This is a genomic window from Sphingomonas panaciterrae (assembly GCF_036890205.1).
Taxonomy (GTDB): domain Bacteria; phylum Pseudomonadota; class Alphaproteobacteria; order Sphingomonadales; family Sphingomonadaceae; genus Sphingomonas; species Sphingomonas panaciterrae.
On record NZ_JAKNQR010000012.1, the window covers coordinates 14972 to 31430 of the forward strand.

Below are 16459 nucleotides of genomic sequence, written 5' to 3' on the forward strand. Positions count from 1 at the left end.
GCAAGATCAGCCGGCCGGTGCCTTCGCTTCCGCCTCCAACTGCGCTTCCAGTGCCAGCAGGTCGCGCGAGCGCGCCTTTATCCGCCGAGCCGGCACACCCGAATAGACGTGCCATGGATCAAGCGACTTGGTAACGAGCGACAGCGCGCCCACCGACGCCCCCTCACCTATTGATGCGCCGGGCAACACCACCGCGCCCGAGCCGATGATGACGTGCCTTTCCAAGCGAACCGGCGCAACGGTGCAGCTGGTATATTCCGCGGGAACCGTGGGGTTGGTCAGGAACCCGCCGCCATAATCATCGCTGGCGGTATAGATGCTGACGCGCTGCGACAGGCCTGAATATTTCCCGAGCGTCAGCCCCCCACGTCCCACCAGATGGCAAAAGGCGCCGACATGGTTGCGCCCTTCAAACACGACCGGCCCGGTGGCGATGATCGAGCACATCGCATCGATCCGCACATGATCGCCCAGCACGATGTTTTCCAACCCGACGATGGTGCAGTTCCGCGCGACCTGCACATGCTCGCCTACCTTGGCGAACCCCATCTGGCGGAGATCCTCGGAACCGTAGAAACCGGCATTGAACGGATTTTCCATTCCATACGGCTAGCCTTCCTGGCCAGCCCATTCAAGCACGCCTGCTGGCCGGGTCGTCAGAGATAAACCTGATCAAACTGAAAGGCGAACAACCCGATACAGCTTATGATGAACAACGGCGTCGTTGCGCGATTGAAGCCCAGCCGATCCCATGACAGGACGGCAATCATCGGCATGACCCAGAACGGCGCCTGCCGGAATGCGGCGATCGGCGATGCCGAAAAGAACATCACCACGTACAGCGCGAAAGAGGCCAGCACGAAGATGTTGAGCCGTGCGGTCACACCCCGCTGCGCCGCCATGAACGCCACCGTAAGCATCGAAAGAAATGCCAGAAAGATGTAGTGGCCGATTTGCGTTTCAGCCGACGTGCTCTCGGTATAGGCGTCGTACTTCGATATCACCGGAATTGACTGGATCAGCGCGGTGACGCTGCTAGAAACCTGTGGCAGTGCTGCACCGAACGCCACGATCGTCAGGGCAACCAGAAGATAATAGCGCCGCGACCGATCCGATCGCAGCATGGCCGGCAGGTTGCGCTCGAAATACAGCAACGCCATCGGCGGGGCAGCCAGCAGCGACGAAATGTGGAACATCGCTGCCGCAGCCAGGAAAAGCCAGGCTGCCGGCCGGCGATCCACCGCGTAACGCACGCCAACCGCGACCAGAAAGTAAGCGGGCGTCGCACGCATGGTCACAAAGGCGAGCAGCGGCCCAAGCATCGCGAAAATGAACAACAGCGCCGGCCAGGGCGTGTCACGGGGCCGAAATGCCGCGCCCATCGCCAACACGAAAAAGATGCTCAGCAGATAATGAGCGAAGGTCACGGCCGAAAAGACCGACTGGGTCAGCCAGTATGATCCAAGCAGATAAAGGTTTGAGAAAACCTCGAAATACATCCAGCTGGGCGACGGGAAATGAACCAGCCCGTCGAGATACAGGACATAGGCTTCGAAATCGCCGAACCGCGATGGTTCGGTGAACAGGCTGATGACCAGCACCACAAGCGCGATGGTGCCATAGGCCGTCCAATAGGCTGGCCGCCCTTCGGTCGTCTTCAGCGGACCGGCATCATGATGACAGGCTTCGCGCATCGCTCATATCGGCTGTCGCTGGCGGGACTGGGCAACCCCGTCGACAAGCGCCGCGGTGATGTTGCCAACGGTGCGGGAGCGATCGTTGCTCACGAGGAGGTAGGTGGCGATGCGATAGCCGAGCTTTGCCACTTCGCTCGCTCGCCATCCGAGCGGGATATAGCCCTTGCGGGCCAGCCACAGCGTGTTGCGCACGATGAAATAGTGCCGCAACGGTGAACGGTGAACCGGGCGGTAACGGCCAAGGAAATTCATCCCCTCGTCGCCAAGATTGTGCTCCATCACCGCTGCACGGACGAGCACCGTCTCCATTCCGCGTCCGCGTGCACGGAAGCACCATTCATGGTCGATCCCGTCGATGAACAGCGGCTCCCACATGGGGCCTACCTGCTCCCACCCGGCCCGCGTCAACAGCGTTCCCGACGTGGCGAATGGCCCGTTGTCCCACGCGGTGTTCGCACCGCCAGTGGATTTGCGATCGTGCAGCACCGGCGCCACGCAGGCGATCGAACGCCCTTCGGCCTCCATCGCAGTGGCGGCCGCAAGGAGCGCGTCCAGCATGTCGGACGTCGGGCGGCTATCCTGATCCAGCAGGAGGACATAGCGCGCACCATCCGCGACCGCGGCACCGATCCCCTGGTTCAGTGCATGCGCCAGCCCCAGATTGCTGGGGTTCGCGATCACCTGCGCACCCGTTGCAGGCATTGCCGCGCGCCGGGCATCATCAATGGCATTCACCACCGCCACGACGCGCACGCCCCATTTCGTCAACCTCGTCACATTGGCGAGGTCGTCGTCCCCCGGATGGTACAGGACGACCACAACCGCGACATCGGCACGCGCCGAACCGGCGGGCGGCAGTTGATGGTCGGGGTGCATCATAACGAACTGCCCTGCTGTCGCACGTGCCGCGGCCGCACGGTATAAATGAAAACGCCGGCGTCGCTGCCGCTTTTTCGGCAATGCGTCAATGGCGGCAAGCGCGATGGATCGCCGAGCTCAGATCATCCGCAGCGCGATGGCGGCGCGCAGCTGCGCAACATAGGCCGGTGTGCGCCGGAACCGCCCCGCCTCCCGGATCAACCGCCATCTGTCAGACAAGGCGCCCCGTGCCACCGCGTCCAGCACGGCTCGTTCGTCATCCCTGTTGATCAGGACATGGCGCAGCCAGAGGATATGGTCGCGATACCAGCTTGATCGCATGACCCGCAGCTTGGCGACCAGTTCCGCCGGACCCCGCTTGGCACCATATTGATTGCCGCCATGCTGGCGGTACAGGATCTCCGCAGCCGGATCACGCACCCATTTCAACCCGCGCGAGCGGCAGATCGCGTACAGGATCCAATCGTGCGACGGATCCGCACAGAAGGCCGGCGCCGTCGCCATCACGGCTTGCGCCATCGCCGCCGCATGGCGCGTCAGGACATAGGTACAGCCCGCCGATGCGCCCTGGAACAGATAATCGAGGTCGGCCGGACGCCCTGCCTTGTGCAGGATCCATGCGTGTGCCGCGGCAGGTTCTGCCGCAGCGCTGTAGGCGATCAGGTCGGACGAATAGCCCTCCGCCCCTTCTTCCGCCAACCGCTTCACCGCACGGGCGAGCTTGTCCGGGGTCCACACGTCGTCCTGATCGGCAAAAGCAACATAGTCGTGGCGCGCGGTGTCGATCGCGGCGAGCAGTGCGAAGAAATTGCCGTTCGCCGACCCGGTCGACACGCCTTCGTTGTCGATGATGGTGAAGCGACCGGGATGACGCTCGGCCCAGTCGCGCAGGATCGCCGGCGTCGCATCGCGCGAGACGTCGTCACGGACATAGATATGCACGTCGACGCCGCGCTGCCACAGAAGGGAGATTAGCTGCGTTTCGCAATGGGCCGCACCGTTATAGGTGGCGAGCAGGACCGCGACGGAAGGACACGTCATCAAGCGGGCATGCCCAACCGATCGGCCAGGATACTGCCTGCATCTGCCGGGCGCTCGGCGGACGCGGCATCGGCACACGCCGTACCGATGAACGGATCATCATGGTGCAAGGGACGATTTTCCAATCTGTAGCGAACGGCATGTGCGTGACGGACTGCGCCTTAAGGTATGGCCTCCGCTTCTCAAGCTCTATCCTCGTTTCGGCAATCGGCTCAGGTCGATGGCGAGAAGAGCGCTTTCATCAGCACGCACGCCTTCGACGGATCCTTCAAACGTCCATTGCAGCCGGATCGGGGCGGTCGCCGCGACGAGCCACGCCACCATGCCGCCATTCTCGTCCGGACGCACCTCCAGTACCGGCGCGCCCGGATCGAGCGGCCCGACACGCAAGCCTGTCTCGCTCTCACCTGCAACCGCCGTCACGGCATATCGATAACGCGTGCGGGCGCCCTCCCCCGCCCTTGTCTCGACCACAAGGCTGCCGGAAAGCGTCAATGCCGGACCACTTCCCTCCCGACGGACGGCCAGAAGATCGCGCCTCTCCCCTTGCCGGAGCGCCACTGGTTCCGAGCGGATATGGTGATAGGTCGCGGAACGGGCGAGATAAAGGCGCCCCTCGGTGATCAGCTTACGGTTCACGCCGTGCAGCGCGATCCGTGCCGGCGCACGGGTCGGCAGATGCCAGTCGTTGGACCCGAAGGTCACGATCCCGTCGCTGTCGAAGCGATACGCGACAAGTGATGGCGGACCAGATGGCCCGGGCGCTCCCGTGAAATGGCAATCGCTGAAGCTGATGCCATCTCGTGAATAGCGTTCGCGCAGCAGGACGGCGTGGGTGTTTTCGAAATACACGCCCTTGAAGCTGATCGCTGCGGCGGATTCGATGTCGATCGTCACGCGCGCCGGATCAAAGACGCCACCACCTTCGAAACGTCCGCCAGTGACGGTGACGCCCTCGGCGCCGCGCAAGTGCAGATGGGTTCGCGAATGGTTCTCGAAACTGCACCCTTCAAAGGAGACGACGTTCGCGGTCCATGCCGCGACATAGACGCCGAATGGCGCGATCCCGAAGGCGCAATCCCGGAAGGTTGCCATCTGGAGGAGCTTGTTGCATTCGAAGTTCTTGTCGGTCTGCAGCTGGAACGACACGCCTTCGATCAACAGCCCCTCGACATAGCTGGCGACCTGGATCCGGACGCCATGGGTGCCGCCATGCAGCGACAGGCCGCGCAACGATATACGTGCGATGCCGGCGGGATCGTTGACGACCAGCGGCATGGCGAGCGGACTGTTCTGGTTGTCGATAAACGTCCTGTCGCGCCCTTCACCCTCCAGCGACACACCGTCGGGCAGCACAAGCGAGCGCGACAGCGGATAACGACCATGCGGCAGGAAGACGCTGGCTCCTCCCTGCAACGCCCTGCCGCGCTGCACCGCCCGGTTGATCGCCGACTGGATGGCCGCTCCGCAGATTGAATCGGTGAGGGCGGAAGCGGCGGGAAACACCGCCTGCGCCTCGGCCAGGCTGGAGAAGCGTTCGGACAGGGGGTGGAACCCGCCATCACCGATCGCACCCGACACGACGATGCGCGCACTGCCTTCTGCCGCCCCCCTGCGCGGCCCGGCGCCGACAACCGGCACGGGATCCAGCGTGGCCAGCGTGCGCCCACGCGCATCGGACAATACCGCACGATATTCTATTGACGGATCAAGATAGATCCTCGGCAACCGTCCTTGGGCATCAGGTACGATGTCGGCATCGGCCGTTACCGAGAGGTCCGCGCCGGTATAGACGGGAGTGGGCCGGTCAGACCCGCTGCGATAGAAACGCCAGGTCGCTTCGTTCGTCGTCTCCCGCGCGGTGCTCGATTGGGCCAGAAGAGGCCCCATGGCGGTGGTTGCGGCGGCCAGAAGGGTGCGGCGATCGACGGCAAGAACCATGCGCCTATTGTGACGCCCTGTCTTCACCCTGCCAAGCGGATAGCAACCACGGGCCGGGCAAAGGCCGAACGAACAGCGAACGGCACGCCGGTCGGTCACGCCGCTGCCTGCTGCACCGCAGCCAAACAGCGATTGCCGCCGCTCCCGAAGTCTCTTATTCGGCCGCCTCATGCTTCCTTCCACCGTCCAACTCATCCGCCCCAAGCGGTTCGGCGACGCCCGTGGCTGGTTCACCGAAGTCTATTCGGAGCCGGCGTTCGAGAAGCTCGGCATCACCTGCCGCTTCGTGCAGGACAATCACTCGCTCTCCGCGCCTGCCTTCACCTTGCGCGGGCTGCATTTCCAGACGCCGCCGCGCGGGCAGGACAAGCTGGTGCGCTGCATCCGCGGGCGGATCTTCGACGTTGCCGTCGACGTGCGCAAAGGATCGCCCACCTACGGCCAGTGGGTCGGCGCGGAGCTGTCGGCGGAGAACGGGCACCAGCTGTTCATCCCGATCGGCTTCGCGCACGGCTTCGTGACGCTGGAGGCGGATTGCGAAGTCACCTACAAATGCTCGGACACCTATGCCCCCGATCATGACGGCGGGATCCGCTGGGACAGTGTCGGCATCGACTGGCCGATCCCCGCCAGGACCATGCCCGAGCTGAGCGCCAAGGACCAGGTGCAGCCGACGCTCGCCGATTTCGACAGCCCGTTCGCCTATGACGGCACGCCCCTCGCCCCGCTCGCCTGAAGGACCACCACAACATGCGCATCTTCGTCACCGGCGGGGCCGGCTTTATCGGCTCGGCCCTCGTCCGGCACCTCATCGAGAACACCGAATATGAGGTGCTGAACTTCGACAAGCTGACCTATGCCGGCACGCTGTCGACGGTAGAGCGGGTGGCGCAGTCGAACCGCTATCGCTTCGTGCAGGGCGATATCTGCGATGCCGAGGCGGTCCGCGCCGCGATCGCCGAGTTCAAGCCGGACGTGATCACGCATCTCGCCGCGGAAAGCCATGTCGACCGCTCGATCGACGGGCCGGGCGCCTTCATCCAGACCAATGTGGTCGGCACCTACACCATGCTCGCCGAGGCGCGCGGCTATTGGCAGGGCCTGGAGGGCGCCGCGAAGGAGCGGTTCCGCTTCCACCATATCTCGACCGACGAAGTGTACGGCTCGCTGGGCGACGAGGGGCTGTTCACCGAGGACACGCCCTATGATCCGCGCTCGCCCTACTCGGCCAGCAAGGCGGGCAGCGACCATCTCGTCTCGGCGTGGGGTCACACCTTCGGGCTGCCGGTGCTGATCACCAATTGCTCGAACAATTACGGGCCGTACCACTTCCCCGAGAAGCTGGTCCCGCTGATGATCGCCAAGGCATTGGATGGCGAGCCGCTGCCGGTCTACGGCAAGGGCGATCAGGTGCGCGACTGGCTGTTCGTCGAGGATCATGTCCGCGCATTGCAGGCGGTGTTCGAGCGCGGCGAACTGGGCCGGACCTACAATGTCGGCGGGTTCAACGAGAAGCAGAACATCGAGGTGGTGCACACCATCTGCGCCATCCTCGACCAGCTGCGCCCGCGTGCCGACGGCAAGCCTTATGCCGAGCAGATCACCTCGGTCGCCGACCGGCCCGGCCACGACAAGCGCTATGCGATCGACGCGACGCGGATCGAGCAGGAGCTGGGCTGGCGGCCGCAGGAGACGTTCGACACCGGGATCGAGAAGACGGTGCGCTGGTATCTCGACAATGAGGCCTGGTGGCGCCCGATCGTGGAGCGCGGCGCGGCGCAGCGGCGGGGTGTCGCCCAATGAACGATGGCGTGAGCAATCGCGCGATCCTCGTCACCGGCGGGGGCGGCCAGCTCGGCACCGAGCTGCAGCGCTGCGCCTGGCCGGCGGGTTATGAGGTCGTCGCGATTGACGTCGCCGATCTCGACCTGACCGATACCGCCGCGATCGCCGCAAAGGTGGCGGAACGCCCATGGGCCGCGGTGATCAACGGCGCGGCCTACACCGCGGTCGACAAGGCCGAAAGCGATCTCGTCACCGCCTGGGCGGTCAACGCCATGGCGCCGGCCGCGTTCGGCCAGGCGTGCGCCACGGCCGGCATCCCGCTGGTGCAGGTGTCGACCGATTATGTCTTCGCCGGCGACAAGGCGGGCGCGTGGGAGGTGAGCGATCCGGTCGCGCCGCTCGGCGTGTACGGCGCGTCCAAGCTCGGCGGCGAGCTGGCGGTGCGCACCTCGGGCGCGCGGCACGTGATCGTGCGGACCGCCTGGGTCGTCTCGGCGCACGGCAACAATTTCGTGAAGACCATGCTGCGCGTCGGTGCCGAGCGCGAGACGCTGACCGTGGTCGACGATCAGCGCGGCTCGCCGACCAGCGCGGCCGATCTGGCGCAGGCGCTGATGACGATCACGCTGCGGCTGATCGAGGACGAAGGCGCGCCGACCGGCACCTACCATTTCAGCAATGCCGGCGAGACGAGCTGGGCGGGCTTCGCGAGCGAGATCTTCCGCCAGTCGGGCGACCGCGGCGGGGCGAGCGCCAGCGTCGCCCCGATCACCACCGACCAATATCCCACGCCGGCGAAGCGCCCGGCCAATTCGCTGCTGAGCCACGACGCGATCCGCGCCGCCTACGGCATCAGCCCGCGTCCATGGCAGGACGCGCTGGGCGACATCCTCGACGAACTGATCGGAGTGCAGAAGTGAAGGGCATCATTCTCGCAGGCGGTTCGGGCACGCGGCTTCATCCAGCGACGCTGGCGGTGAACAAGCAGCTGCTGCCGGTCTATGACAAGCCGATGATCTATTATCCGCTGTCGGTGCTGATGCTGGCCGGCATTCGCGAGGTTTTGATCATCTCCTCGCCGGAATATCTCGACAATTACCACCGCCTGTTCGCCGATGGCGCGGCGTTCGGCCTGTCGATCAGCTATGCCGAGCAGCCGAGCCCGGATGGCCTCGCGCAGGCGTTCACCATCGGCGCGGATTTCATCGGCGACGACGATGTCGCGCTGGTGCTGGGCGACAACATCTTCTTCGGCGCGCATCTGACCGACCTCCTGACCAGCGCGGTGAACCGCAAGGGCTGCGCCACGGTGTTCAGCTATCAGGTGGAGGATCCCGAGCGTTACGGCGTGGTCGAGTTCGGCGAGGGCGGCCGTGCCGTCAGCCTGGAGGAAAAGCCCGCGCAGCCGAAGTCCAACCATGCGGTGACGGGCCTGTATTTCTACGACAATCGCGTCGTGGAGTTCGCCCGCAACCTCAAGCCGAGCGCACGCGGCGAGCTGGAGATCACCGATCTCAACCGCCTCTATATGGATGCGGGCGACCTGTACGTCGAGCAGATGGGGCGTGGTTACGCCTGGCTCGACACCGGCACGCACGACAGCCTGCTGGAAGCGAGCGAGTTCGTGCGCACGCTCCAGCACCGCCAGGGCATCCAAATCGCGTGTCTGGAGGAGATTGCCCTCGAGATGGGCTTTATCTCTATCGAGCAGGCGCGCGAAGCGGGCGAGCGGTTCAAGAAGACGGCTTATGGGCGGGCGATCCTGAAGGCGGCACAAGACGCCGAGCAGAAACACCGGCACGCCTGACGCCTGCATGGACGTCAAAGCCCGATGCAGATCGCACTGGATCGGGCCGCGTGCTCACGCTCATCCTACGTGATATTGCCTTGCTGATCCGCCCATCAGGGGAAGATAGTTTTGCGTTTCGTCGTCTTTTCCTTCCCCTACGATCAGGATTCCGGCGGAGGCATCGCCTTGTTGCTTCTGTGCGAGCGCCTGCGTGAACTGGGCCATGAGGCCTATGTGTGGCCAGCCACGACCCCTTACAGTTTCATTCCGCGCAACTGGAAGGATGTAGGCAAGATCGCGCGGCGCTGGATGTATCTGGCAACCGGACGGACATTCCCCACCGGTCCGTTCTCGGTTCCGATCGCCACGCGCAAGATCGTCAAGGACGCAATCGTCGTCTATCCGGAAGTGGTTACAAGCAACCCACTGCGAAGCAGCAAGGTTGTTCGCTGGTTTCTGCATCGCCCTGGCCATCACACCGGCACAGTGAATTATGGCCAGGACGAGATATACTTCTTTTATCAAGACGCTTTCAACGACATAACGTATAATTCCGATCTCGAGAACCGGCTTACCGTAACCTATCTTCATCCGGCCTATAAAGATTGCGGCAACGCTGAAAGAAGTGGAACCTGCGTCCTGATCCGGAAGGGAGGAGATCGGCTGAACGATGTCTCCTTGAAAGGTGATGTGATCATCGATGGCATGTCACACGAAGAAGCGGCCGCTGCATTCAACAAGGCGGAGTTCTTACAGAGCCTTGATACTTACTCCATGTACACCGTTTTTGCAGCAATGTGCGGCTGTACTCCGGTAATCGAGCCTATGCCGAATGTGTCGAAGGAACAATGGGTTCCCCATGACGAAGATCGTTACGGGAGGGCATATGGCTGGAACGATATCGAGTGGGCCGTGGAGACGAAGCCTCTTCTGATCGAGAGACTTGCTCGCGATCGCAAGTCCGAGGATGACATGGTTCTTCGGTTTGTCGATAAGGTGGAAAGGTTCTTTTGTAATGAACGCCGCAAGGGCTAGCAGCGTCTCTTCGGCAGGGCTTTGGAGCGCCTTGGACCTTGGAACGAGGTCCATAGTTCAGTTTATAACATCTGTCGTTCTTGCGCGTTTTCTCTCTCCCGCTGATTTTGGCATCTATGCGATCATGCTGATATTTACCTCCGTCTCTCTGGTTTTGATTGACGGCGGTTTTACTTCAGCAATCATCCAGAAGAAGGATATCAGTCGGGAGGAACAGACAGCTGTCTTCTGGTACAATACACTGGCGTCGCTGGTCATTGCGCTTGCCATCTTTCTGCTGGCCCCCCTCATCGCGAGCGGCTTCGGCTATCCGGTTCTGCGTCCGATCCTGATGACGATCGCCCTTGTGGTGCCAATAATGGCCATCGGCACGCTTCCATCGGCCATGTTGCAGAAGGGATTACGTTTCGACCTCGTCGCCCGGGCCGGCCTCCTGGCCACGGTATCGAGCGGTGTGGTCGCGGTGGTCGCCGTCATGAATGGTGCCGGGGTGTGGACCTTCGTGCTCCAGACGCTGACCATGGCATTGGTCAACACCACCATCCTTTGGATGCTGGCAGGCTGGCGTCCTTTGCTGCGGCCACATTTCAGATCGGCGAAACAACTTGCCAGCTTCGGATCGCTGGTGGCCTTGTCCGGGCTTCTTGAGGTTGCCTATGCACATGGCTCATCGCTGGTCATCGGAAAGCTGCACGGTGCAAGCGATCTGGGCTTCTACAATCGCGCACAAAGCTTGCAGGTTCTGCCTGCAAACATCCTGACGGCGATCGTCACGCGCGTCGCGCTGCCGGTGTTCTCCACCAAAACCCACGATCATGATGCCCTTGGCCACGGCGTGCGCATGGCGCAAGGCGTCGTGATGCTCATCAATCTGCCATTGATGCTCGCACTCGCCACCATGCCCGATCTCATTATCACGGTCATGTACGGGCCGAAATGGCTCGCCGCCGTGCCGGTCCTGGCGATACTGGCGCTCGGGGGCGTGCTCTTCCCGCTCCATGCGATCAACCTTCAGCTCATGCTGGCTCAGGGGCGCTCCGATCTCTACTTCAAGGTAGAGGTTGCCAAGAAAGTCGTCGGCATCGCCTTTGTCGCTATCGGCAGCATCTACGGGATCGTCGGCCTGGCACTCGGACAAACGATATTTTCCTATATCGCCTTCTTCATCAACGCCGGGGTGGCCGGCGGAATGATCGGCTATGGCCCGGTCAAGCAGTTGAGGGATCTGGCCGGATCGTTTGCGCTGGCTGCCGCAATGGCGATCCTGCTGATGGTGACGCGTCCGTTTCTTCACTTCGCCGACGTCATCAACCTGATGATCCTGACAGTGCTGGGCGGCACGTTCTTCTTCGGTGCGGCGATTGTGCTCAACGTCGGTTCGGCGCGTGACATCGTCGCGATGACGCCGCTACGGCGGCTTCTGCACCGAACCGGTTAAGCGGAAAGTCTATTCGGGGACTTAGTCTTGCAAGATGCAGGCGGCTATACCGCCATACATCATTGATCCGTTTCCTGTTCCTGAAGATAGGCAAGAAACGCTTCTTCCTTGTTCAAAAGATCACGTCGGCGACGTTTGAGAAGCTTGGCTGGCGCGCCCAGATAGATTGAGAACGGCTCACACGTCTTCGTTACTGTCGACAATGCTCCAACGGCCGCACCTTCATGCAGAACGACACCTGGCAAGACAACCGAACCCGCACCGACGATGACGTGCTTCTCAAGATGCACGGGAGCGTGCCGAACCTTTGTGAACTGTTCCGGTATGGTTGGGCCGACCATGGCGGAACCGCTATAATCATCGCTGCTTGAATATACAGCGACCCGACCCGACAGCCCGCAAAAGTCATCAACCCGGATGCTCGCCCGGCCGATGAGCGTCACGCCGACAGCGATATGGACATATCGTCCGATTGATATGCCGCCCTCACCAGCACTCAGAACACAGAAGTCGTCTATCCTGGATCCGTCACCAATCGAAGTCCGCGCGCATCCATAATAAGACGCCTTGTAGGAAAGCCTGACATTTCGCCCGACATAGGCGAACCCCAACTTCTCGATCTGTTCTCTGCTAAGTATTCCCACACGGCCACGTCTAGAACCAAGCGCCAGTGTTGTGAAGGTCCGTTCCGGTTGCGGGATCAAAATTCGGCTCAATTTATCAGATAGGATGAACTCTGAGCAGAAAGTCCCGCGCCGGCCAGCTCCGTGCGCTCCTATCCACTGTCATGAAAGCGGCTCTTGTCAGATAATATCTGATCCGTCATGCTACGCACATGAAGCGTTTTTGCATATTTGGATCGGGCGGATTCGGCCGGGAACTCGTCAAGCCTGCCAGAATGGCGCTTGCTGCATCAGGCAATCTCAACGGAACGGAAATCGTTTTTGTTGTGGACGAACCATCCGAAACGGTTTTCGATGGAATTCGCGAGATCAGTCCGAACCAAGTTACTGGTGACGACGATGTGGTTTTCGCAATCGGGGACTCCAGCGTTCGCAAAACTGTTGCTGAACGCTTCTCTTTTCGGGCGGGCAGCCTGATTGCTCCTACGGCTATCATAGGTCCGGAGGTGGAACTGGGCGAAGGTGCGGTATTGTGCGACCATACGATGATTACCGCATCCGCAAGGATCGGCCGTCACTTCCAAGCCAATATCTATTCCTATGTGGCTCACGACTGTGTGGTTGGCGATTACGTGACCTTTGCGCCGCGCGTGTCATGTAACGGCAGGGTGCACATCGGAGACGGTGCTTATATCGGCACTGGCGCAGTTATTCGCCCCGGCGTTCCCGGCGGAGAACCGCTGCTGATCGGTGAAGGCGCGACGATAGGAATGGGAGCAGTGGTGACGAAGAATGTTCCCGCCGGCGCCGTAGTCGTCGGAAATCCTGCGAGGTCGCGCTAGACAGTTTAAAGTTTAAATCTTCTATTCTTCATAGAAGAAAACAGCATTTTCGAATCTTTTAAATAGATTCAAGTATGTTCCGTAGCGTTCATGACCACGGCGCCCATTGTATCAGGCGCCGTGATCTGATGCTGATGCGTAACTCCGGATCTACCGCCCTCAAGCACGCCCCTCGGCGACGATCGCCTCGATGATGCGGTGCTGGTCGGCTTCCGCAAGGTCGGGATAGATCGGCAGGCACAACACTTGCGCGGCGGCCTGTTCGGCCTGGGGAAGCCGCCCCGGCGCTGCGGTCGGCAAGCTGGCGTACATCGGCAGCGATGACAGCAGCGGATAGAAATAGCGTCGCGAATAGATGCCTTGCGCCTTCAGTGTCTCGTACAGCGCGTCACGGCTGAGCGGGAAACGCTCGCGTACCATGATGGGAAAATAGGAGTAGTTCGGCTCCACCCCTTCCGGGATCGCGATGAGGTCGAGCCCCTCGATCGCGCCCAGGCGTTCACGGTACAACGTATCGATCTGCCGGCGCCGACGTCGCACCTCCTCGAAATGCTCGAGCTGCACCATGCCGAACGCGGCGTTGATCTCGCTCATCTTGGCGTTGGTGCCCACCACGGGAATGTTCACCTCGTCGGCGATGCCGAAGTTGCGCGCCGCATCAACCGCACGCTTGCCGTCCGCGTCGCGCGACACGACCGCACCGCCCTCAAAGGTGTTGAATGCCTTGGTAGCGTGGAAGCTCAGCGCGGCAAAGTCGCCGTAGGACAGCAGGCTCTGCCCCTGGTAGCGGACGCCAAAGGCATGTGCGGCGTCATAGATGACCTTCAGGTCATGCCGCGCGGCAATATCCTCGATCTGGGCGACCGCGCAGGGATTGCCGTACACGTGGACGGCGACGATCGCACTGGTGCGCTCCGTGATCGCCGCCTCGATCTGGTCAGGATCGATGTTGAGATCGGACGGTCGGATGTCGACAAAGACGGGCGTGAGACCTTCGAGCGCCAGCGCGTGTGTCGTCGCTACGAAGGAGTAAGGCGTGGTGATCACCTCGCCCTTGAGACCCGCCGCGTTGATCGCGGTGGTCAGGGCGAGCATGCCGTTGGTGGTCAGTGAGACGTTTGCTGAATCAAAGACGTCCTGCAAGCGCGCTTCGAGCTGCTGGTGAAACGGGCCGTTGTTGGTGAGGATTCGGGTTTCCCACACCTGCTCAAGCAATTGCACGAATTCGCTGAGCGGTGGCAGATACGGCTTGGTGACGTAGATCGGCTGCAAGCGACAACTCCGATTACTGATGATCTGCTGTGAACAAAGCAGCCTCGTGGCGACGCAATAGCCAGCGCAGGGTGATGCGTCGAGGCGAGATAAAAATGGCGGCCGCGCCGCGCCCTCACTCCCCGATCGGGCTTTCGCCGTGTTTTCGCAGCACGTCGTTGAACGCTTCGGCCATTAGTGCCTGGAGGCTGCGGCCTTGGCGCCTTGCGAGCATGTGCATGGCGAAGCTCATTTCCGGGGTGAAGAAACCGGCGATTTGCTTGCGACCGACGCGGCTTTCGGGGCGGGTGGGAGCGCCACTTTTCGGCGTATCTGCGGGTTCTGACGCAGCTTGCGCGGACGTGGATGGGGGTGCAGCGGGCGCTGGCGCCGGCTTTGCGGAGCGCAGATTGGCGAAGCTGGGTTTGCGGCTCATCGGGCGGCCTTTCGGAAGCGGGGTGTCGGCAAGTCTAGCTGTCGACATGTCCATTTGTATAGTTCGCGTACCTCTTCCGCGGCCCGCCCCGTGGGTTCGGCCTCGGTGACCACGCGCCCCTCCGCGCTGGCGTGGCGATAGGCGGCACGATCGGGGAGGATCACCGGGCACGGCGGGGTGCCGTAGCTGTCGACCAGCTCGCCGGCCTCGGCGTAGACGCGCGGGGCGTTGGGCGGGCCGGCGGTGAAGACGACGAACGCCGGCTTGCGCAGCAGCTGGACGAGCTTGGCGGTGGTCTGGATCGCGGCCAGGTCGAAGGCGCTCGGGCGGCATGGGATCAGCACGAGATCGGCGACCTCGACAGCGGCGCGCGCGGCGCTGTCGGCGTGCGGGGGCGTGTCAATCACGATCAGCTCGGCCCCCTGCCCTTGCGCGGCCGCGATCTTGGCGGCGAGGCGCGGCGGGGGGCTGTCGATCACTTCGGGCGGCTGGTCCTGGCGCCAGGCGGCCCATTGGCTGGCGGTCGCCTGGGGATCGGTGTCGACGATCAACGAGACGCGGCCGGCCTCCTGCGCAATGGCGGCGAGGTGGAGCGCCAGCGTGGTTTTTCCCGCCCCGCCCTTCTGGCTGATGATCGCGATTGTCGGCATGGCGACGCCGCTACATGTCGACATGTGCTCTTGTCCAGGTGTTTATCACGACCTGCCTTGATTACATGCTGTTTCGTCCAGGGTGAGAGGGAGCAACTGCCGTCCTGACGCGTCATGCGCAGGACGCATGGGAGAGAGCCGGTCTTGGCTGGTCAACGACGCTCGCCGCCACTGAACGCGAACCCGCTGAGCCGGGCGGCGCTGGTCACGATCGTCGACAATGTCCCCGGCGCCACGCGGCCTTGTTCAGCCTTGCACTGCCAAACCCTGCGGCGTGAGGCGGAAATCCCGCACCACGCTGAAGCCTGCCCCGGACAGGCGCACGCGATACCATGTTGCTACACGAAGCGGGGCGGCCGGCGCGGCCGGCGTGAACGCGTCGGTTGGTTCGCCATAGCGCAGGGCGGTGACGCATCTGGCCGGGCTTGCCGCGGTGACCTGCCAGACCGGGGCCGCCCCATCCGTCTCCACGGGGGTGACGCTCAGCCGGTCGATACAGGCCGGGTCCGCACCGTCCGGCGCCGTTGCGGTGAAGCGCACGGCTTCCGGCGTGCCGGACACATCAATACGCGTCGGCTGTTGCCCGCAGGCGGCAAGTGTGGCGACGAGTGCGATCGGCCACGCGTTAAAGCCCCTGCCCTTCAGCCGGCGACGCAAATCGACGCGGCGTGCCTGAAGCCTGGGACCGGCGTTGTTCTGCAAGCCATGATAGTTGCCGACCATCTCCGCCTGTCCTTCAAGCATCTCCTTGTCGAACCTGCAACGGCGCTTGCGATTGCGATCCATTCGTCGGCGTCGCCTTTCACCGCCGCCATATCCGCTCTTCGCCCGCCCGCTCGGCTTGCCCTGTCCGGGCTGCAGAACCATCACGGCGCCGGCGTACTGGCCGGCGACCTGGTGGTTCGGGCGCTCGGCAGTGGGCAACGGGTGCAAATGGCGACGGCGCCGGGATCGCGCGCCACAAAGGTGAGCGCCGCGGCATGAACCCGGTGGTACGCCAGCGGCTGCTCGATGACGCTGGCGCCGTGCTAGTCCGCGAGCTGGTGCTTGGG

17 protein-coding genes are annotated in these 16459 nt (G+C 62.7%); 7 read left to right on the forward strand and 10 right to left on the reverse strand.

The features are described 5' to 3' along the window. Positions 1-6 precede the first annotated feature (6 nt). The 5 genes from L8F96_RS16895 to L8F96_RS16915 all read right to left on the reverse strand — a co-directional run bounded on the left by L8F96_RS16895 (position 7) and on the right by L8F96_RS16915 (position 5558). Positions 7-600 carry an acyltransferase gene (locus L8F96_RS16895; protein ID WP_334656762.1) on the reverse strand — a complete coding sequence of 198 codons (594 nt, stop codon included), beginning with the start codon at positions 598-600 and terminating at the stop codon, positions 7-9. Positions 601-656: 56 nt separating this feature from the next. Continuing rightward, positions 657-1694 (reverse strand): EpsG family protein, encoded by a 1038-nt coding sequence (locus L8F96_RS16900; RefSeq protein ID WP_334656763.1) that lies wholly within the window; start codon positions 1692-1694, stop codon positions 657-659. Positions 1695-1697: 3 nt separating this feature from the next. Then, a complete protein-coding gene (locus L8F96_RS16905) occupies positions 1698-2576 on the reverse strand; it encodes a glycosyltransferase (RefSeq protein WP_334656764.1) in 879 nt (292 codons plus the stop codon). 117 nt (positions 2577-2693) lie between these two features. Further along, positions 2694-3617, reverse strand: coding sequence for a glycosyltransferase (locus L8F96_RS16910; RefSeq protein ID WP_334656765.1), 924 nt, complete (start codon positions 3615-3617; stop codon positions 2694-2696). A gap of 189 nt (positions 3618-3806) precedes the next feature. Next, positions 3807-5558: a glycosyl hydrolase family 28-related protein gene (locus L8F96_RS16915; RefSeq protein ID WP_334656766.1), complete on the reverse strand. Its 1752-nt coding sequence runs from the start codon at positions 5556-5558 to the stop codon at positions 3807-3809. Between the two features lie 169 nt (positions 5559-5727). On the opposite strand from L8F96_RS16915, the gene rfbC reads away from it, so the two are divergent. The 6 genes from rfbC (at position 5728) to L8F96_RS16945 (ending at position 11605) form a co-directional block, all read left to right on the forward strand. Further along, positions 5728-6294 (forward strand): dTDP-4-dehydrorhamnose 3,5-epimerase, encoded by a 567-nt coding sequence (rfbC, locus tag L8F96_RS16920; protein WP_334656767.1) that lies wholly within the window; start codon positions 5728-5730, stop codon positions 6292-6294. Positions 6295-6308: 14 nt separating this feature from the next. Next, positions 6309-7361 (forward strand): dTDP-glucose 4,6-dehydratase, encoded by a 1053-nt coding sequence (rfbB, locus tag L8F96_RS16925; protein ID WP_334656768.1) that lies wholly within the window; start codon positions 6309-6311, stop codon positions 7359-7361. Then, entirely contained in the window at positions 7358-8263 is a 906-nt protein-coding gene (gene rfbD / locus L8F96_RS16930; protein ID WP_334656769.1) for a dTDP-4-dehydrorhamnose reductase, read from the forward strand. The genes rfbB and rfbD overlap by 4 nt, the downstream gene beginning before the upstream one ends. Next, the gene (gene rfbA, locus L8F96_RS16935; protein ID WP_334656770.1) at positions 8260-9150 is read left to right on the forward strand and encodes a glucose-1-phosphate thymidylyltransferase RfbA; all 891 of its coding nucleotides are present in this window, start codon (positions 8260-8262) and stop codon (positions 9148-9150) included. Before rfbD ends, rfbA begins: the two co-directional genes overlap by 4 nt. Positions 9151-9261: 111 nt before the next feature. Then, complete coding sequence (locus tag L8F96_RS16940) at positions 9262-10167, forward strand: hypothetical protein (RefSeq protein WP_334656771.1); 906 nt, start codon at positions 9262-9264, stop codon at positions 10165-10167. Continuing rightward, positions 10148-11605 carry a lipopolysaccharide biosynthesis protein gene (locus L8F96_RS16945; protein ID WP_334656772.1) on the forward strand — a complete coding sequence of 486 codons (1458 nt, stop codon included), beginning with the start codon at positions 10148-10150 and terminating at the stop codon, positions 11603-11605. Before L8F96_RS16940 ends, L8F96_RS16945 begins: the two co-directional genes overlap by 20 nt. 59 nt (positions 11606-11664) lie before the next feature. Here L8F96_RS16945 and L8F96_RS16950 read toward each other — a convergent pair whose 3' ends face one another. Then, on the reverse strand, positions 11665-12216 hold the full coding sequence (locus L8F96_RS16950; RefSeq protein ID WP_334656773.1) for an acyltransferase: 552 nt from the start codon (positions 12214-12216) through the stop codon (positions 11665-11667). Between the two features lie 224 nt (positions 12217-12440). On the opposite strand from L8F96_RS16950, the gene L8F96_RS16955 reads away from it, so the two are divergent. Then, positions 12441-13070 (forward strand): acetyltransferase, encoded by a 630-nt coding sequence (locus L8F96_RS16955; RefSeq protein WP_334656774.1) that lies wholly within the window; start codon positions 12441-12443, stop codon positions 13068-13070. A gap of 159 nt (positions 13071-13229) precedes the next feature. Here L8F96_RS16955 and L8F96_RS16960 read toward each other — a convergent pair whose 3' ends face one another. The 4 genes from L8F96_RS16960 to L8F96_RS16975 all read right to left on the reverse strand — a co-directional run bounded on the left by L8F96_RS16960 (position 13230) and on the right by L8F96_RS16975 (position 16193). Beyond that, positions 13230-14342, reverse strand: a complete 1113-nt coding sequence (locus L8F96_RS16960) for a DegT/DnrJ/EryC1/StrS family aminotransferase (protein WP_334656775.1) — start codon at positions 14340-14342, stop codon at positions 13230-13232. Positions 14343-14457: 115 nt separating this feature from the next. Further along, positions 14458-14811: a ribbon-helix-helix domain-containing protein gene (locus tag L8F96_RS16965; RefSeq protein ID WP_334656776.1), complete on the reverse strand. Its 354-nt coding sequence runs from the start codon at positions 14809-14811 to the stop codon at positions 14458-14460. Continuing rightward, positions 14754-15407, reverse strand: a complete 654-nt coding sequence (gene parA / locus L8F96_RS16970; protein WP_334656777.1) for a ParA family partition ATPase — start codon at positions 15405-15407, stop codon at positions 14754-14756. Before parA ends, L8F96_RS16965 begins: the two co-directional genes overlap by 58 nt. A 246-nt stretch (positions 15408-15653) precedes the next feature. After that, positions 15654-16193, reverse strand: a complete 540-nt coding sequence (locus tag L8F96_RS16975; RefSeq protein ID WP_334656778.1) for a hypothetical protein — start codon at positions 16191-16193, stop codon at positions 15654-15656. Positions 16194-16459 lie beyond the last annotated feature (266 nt).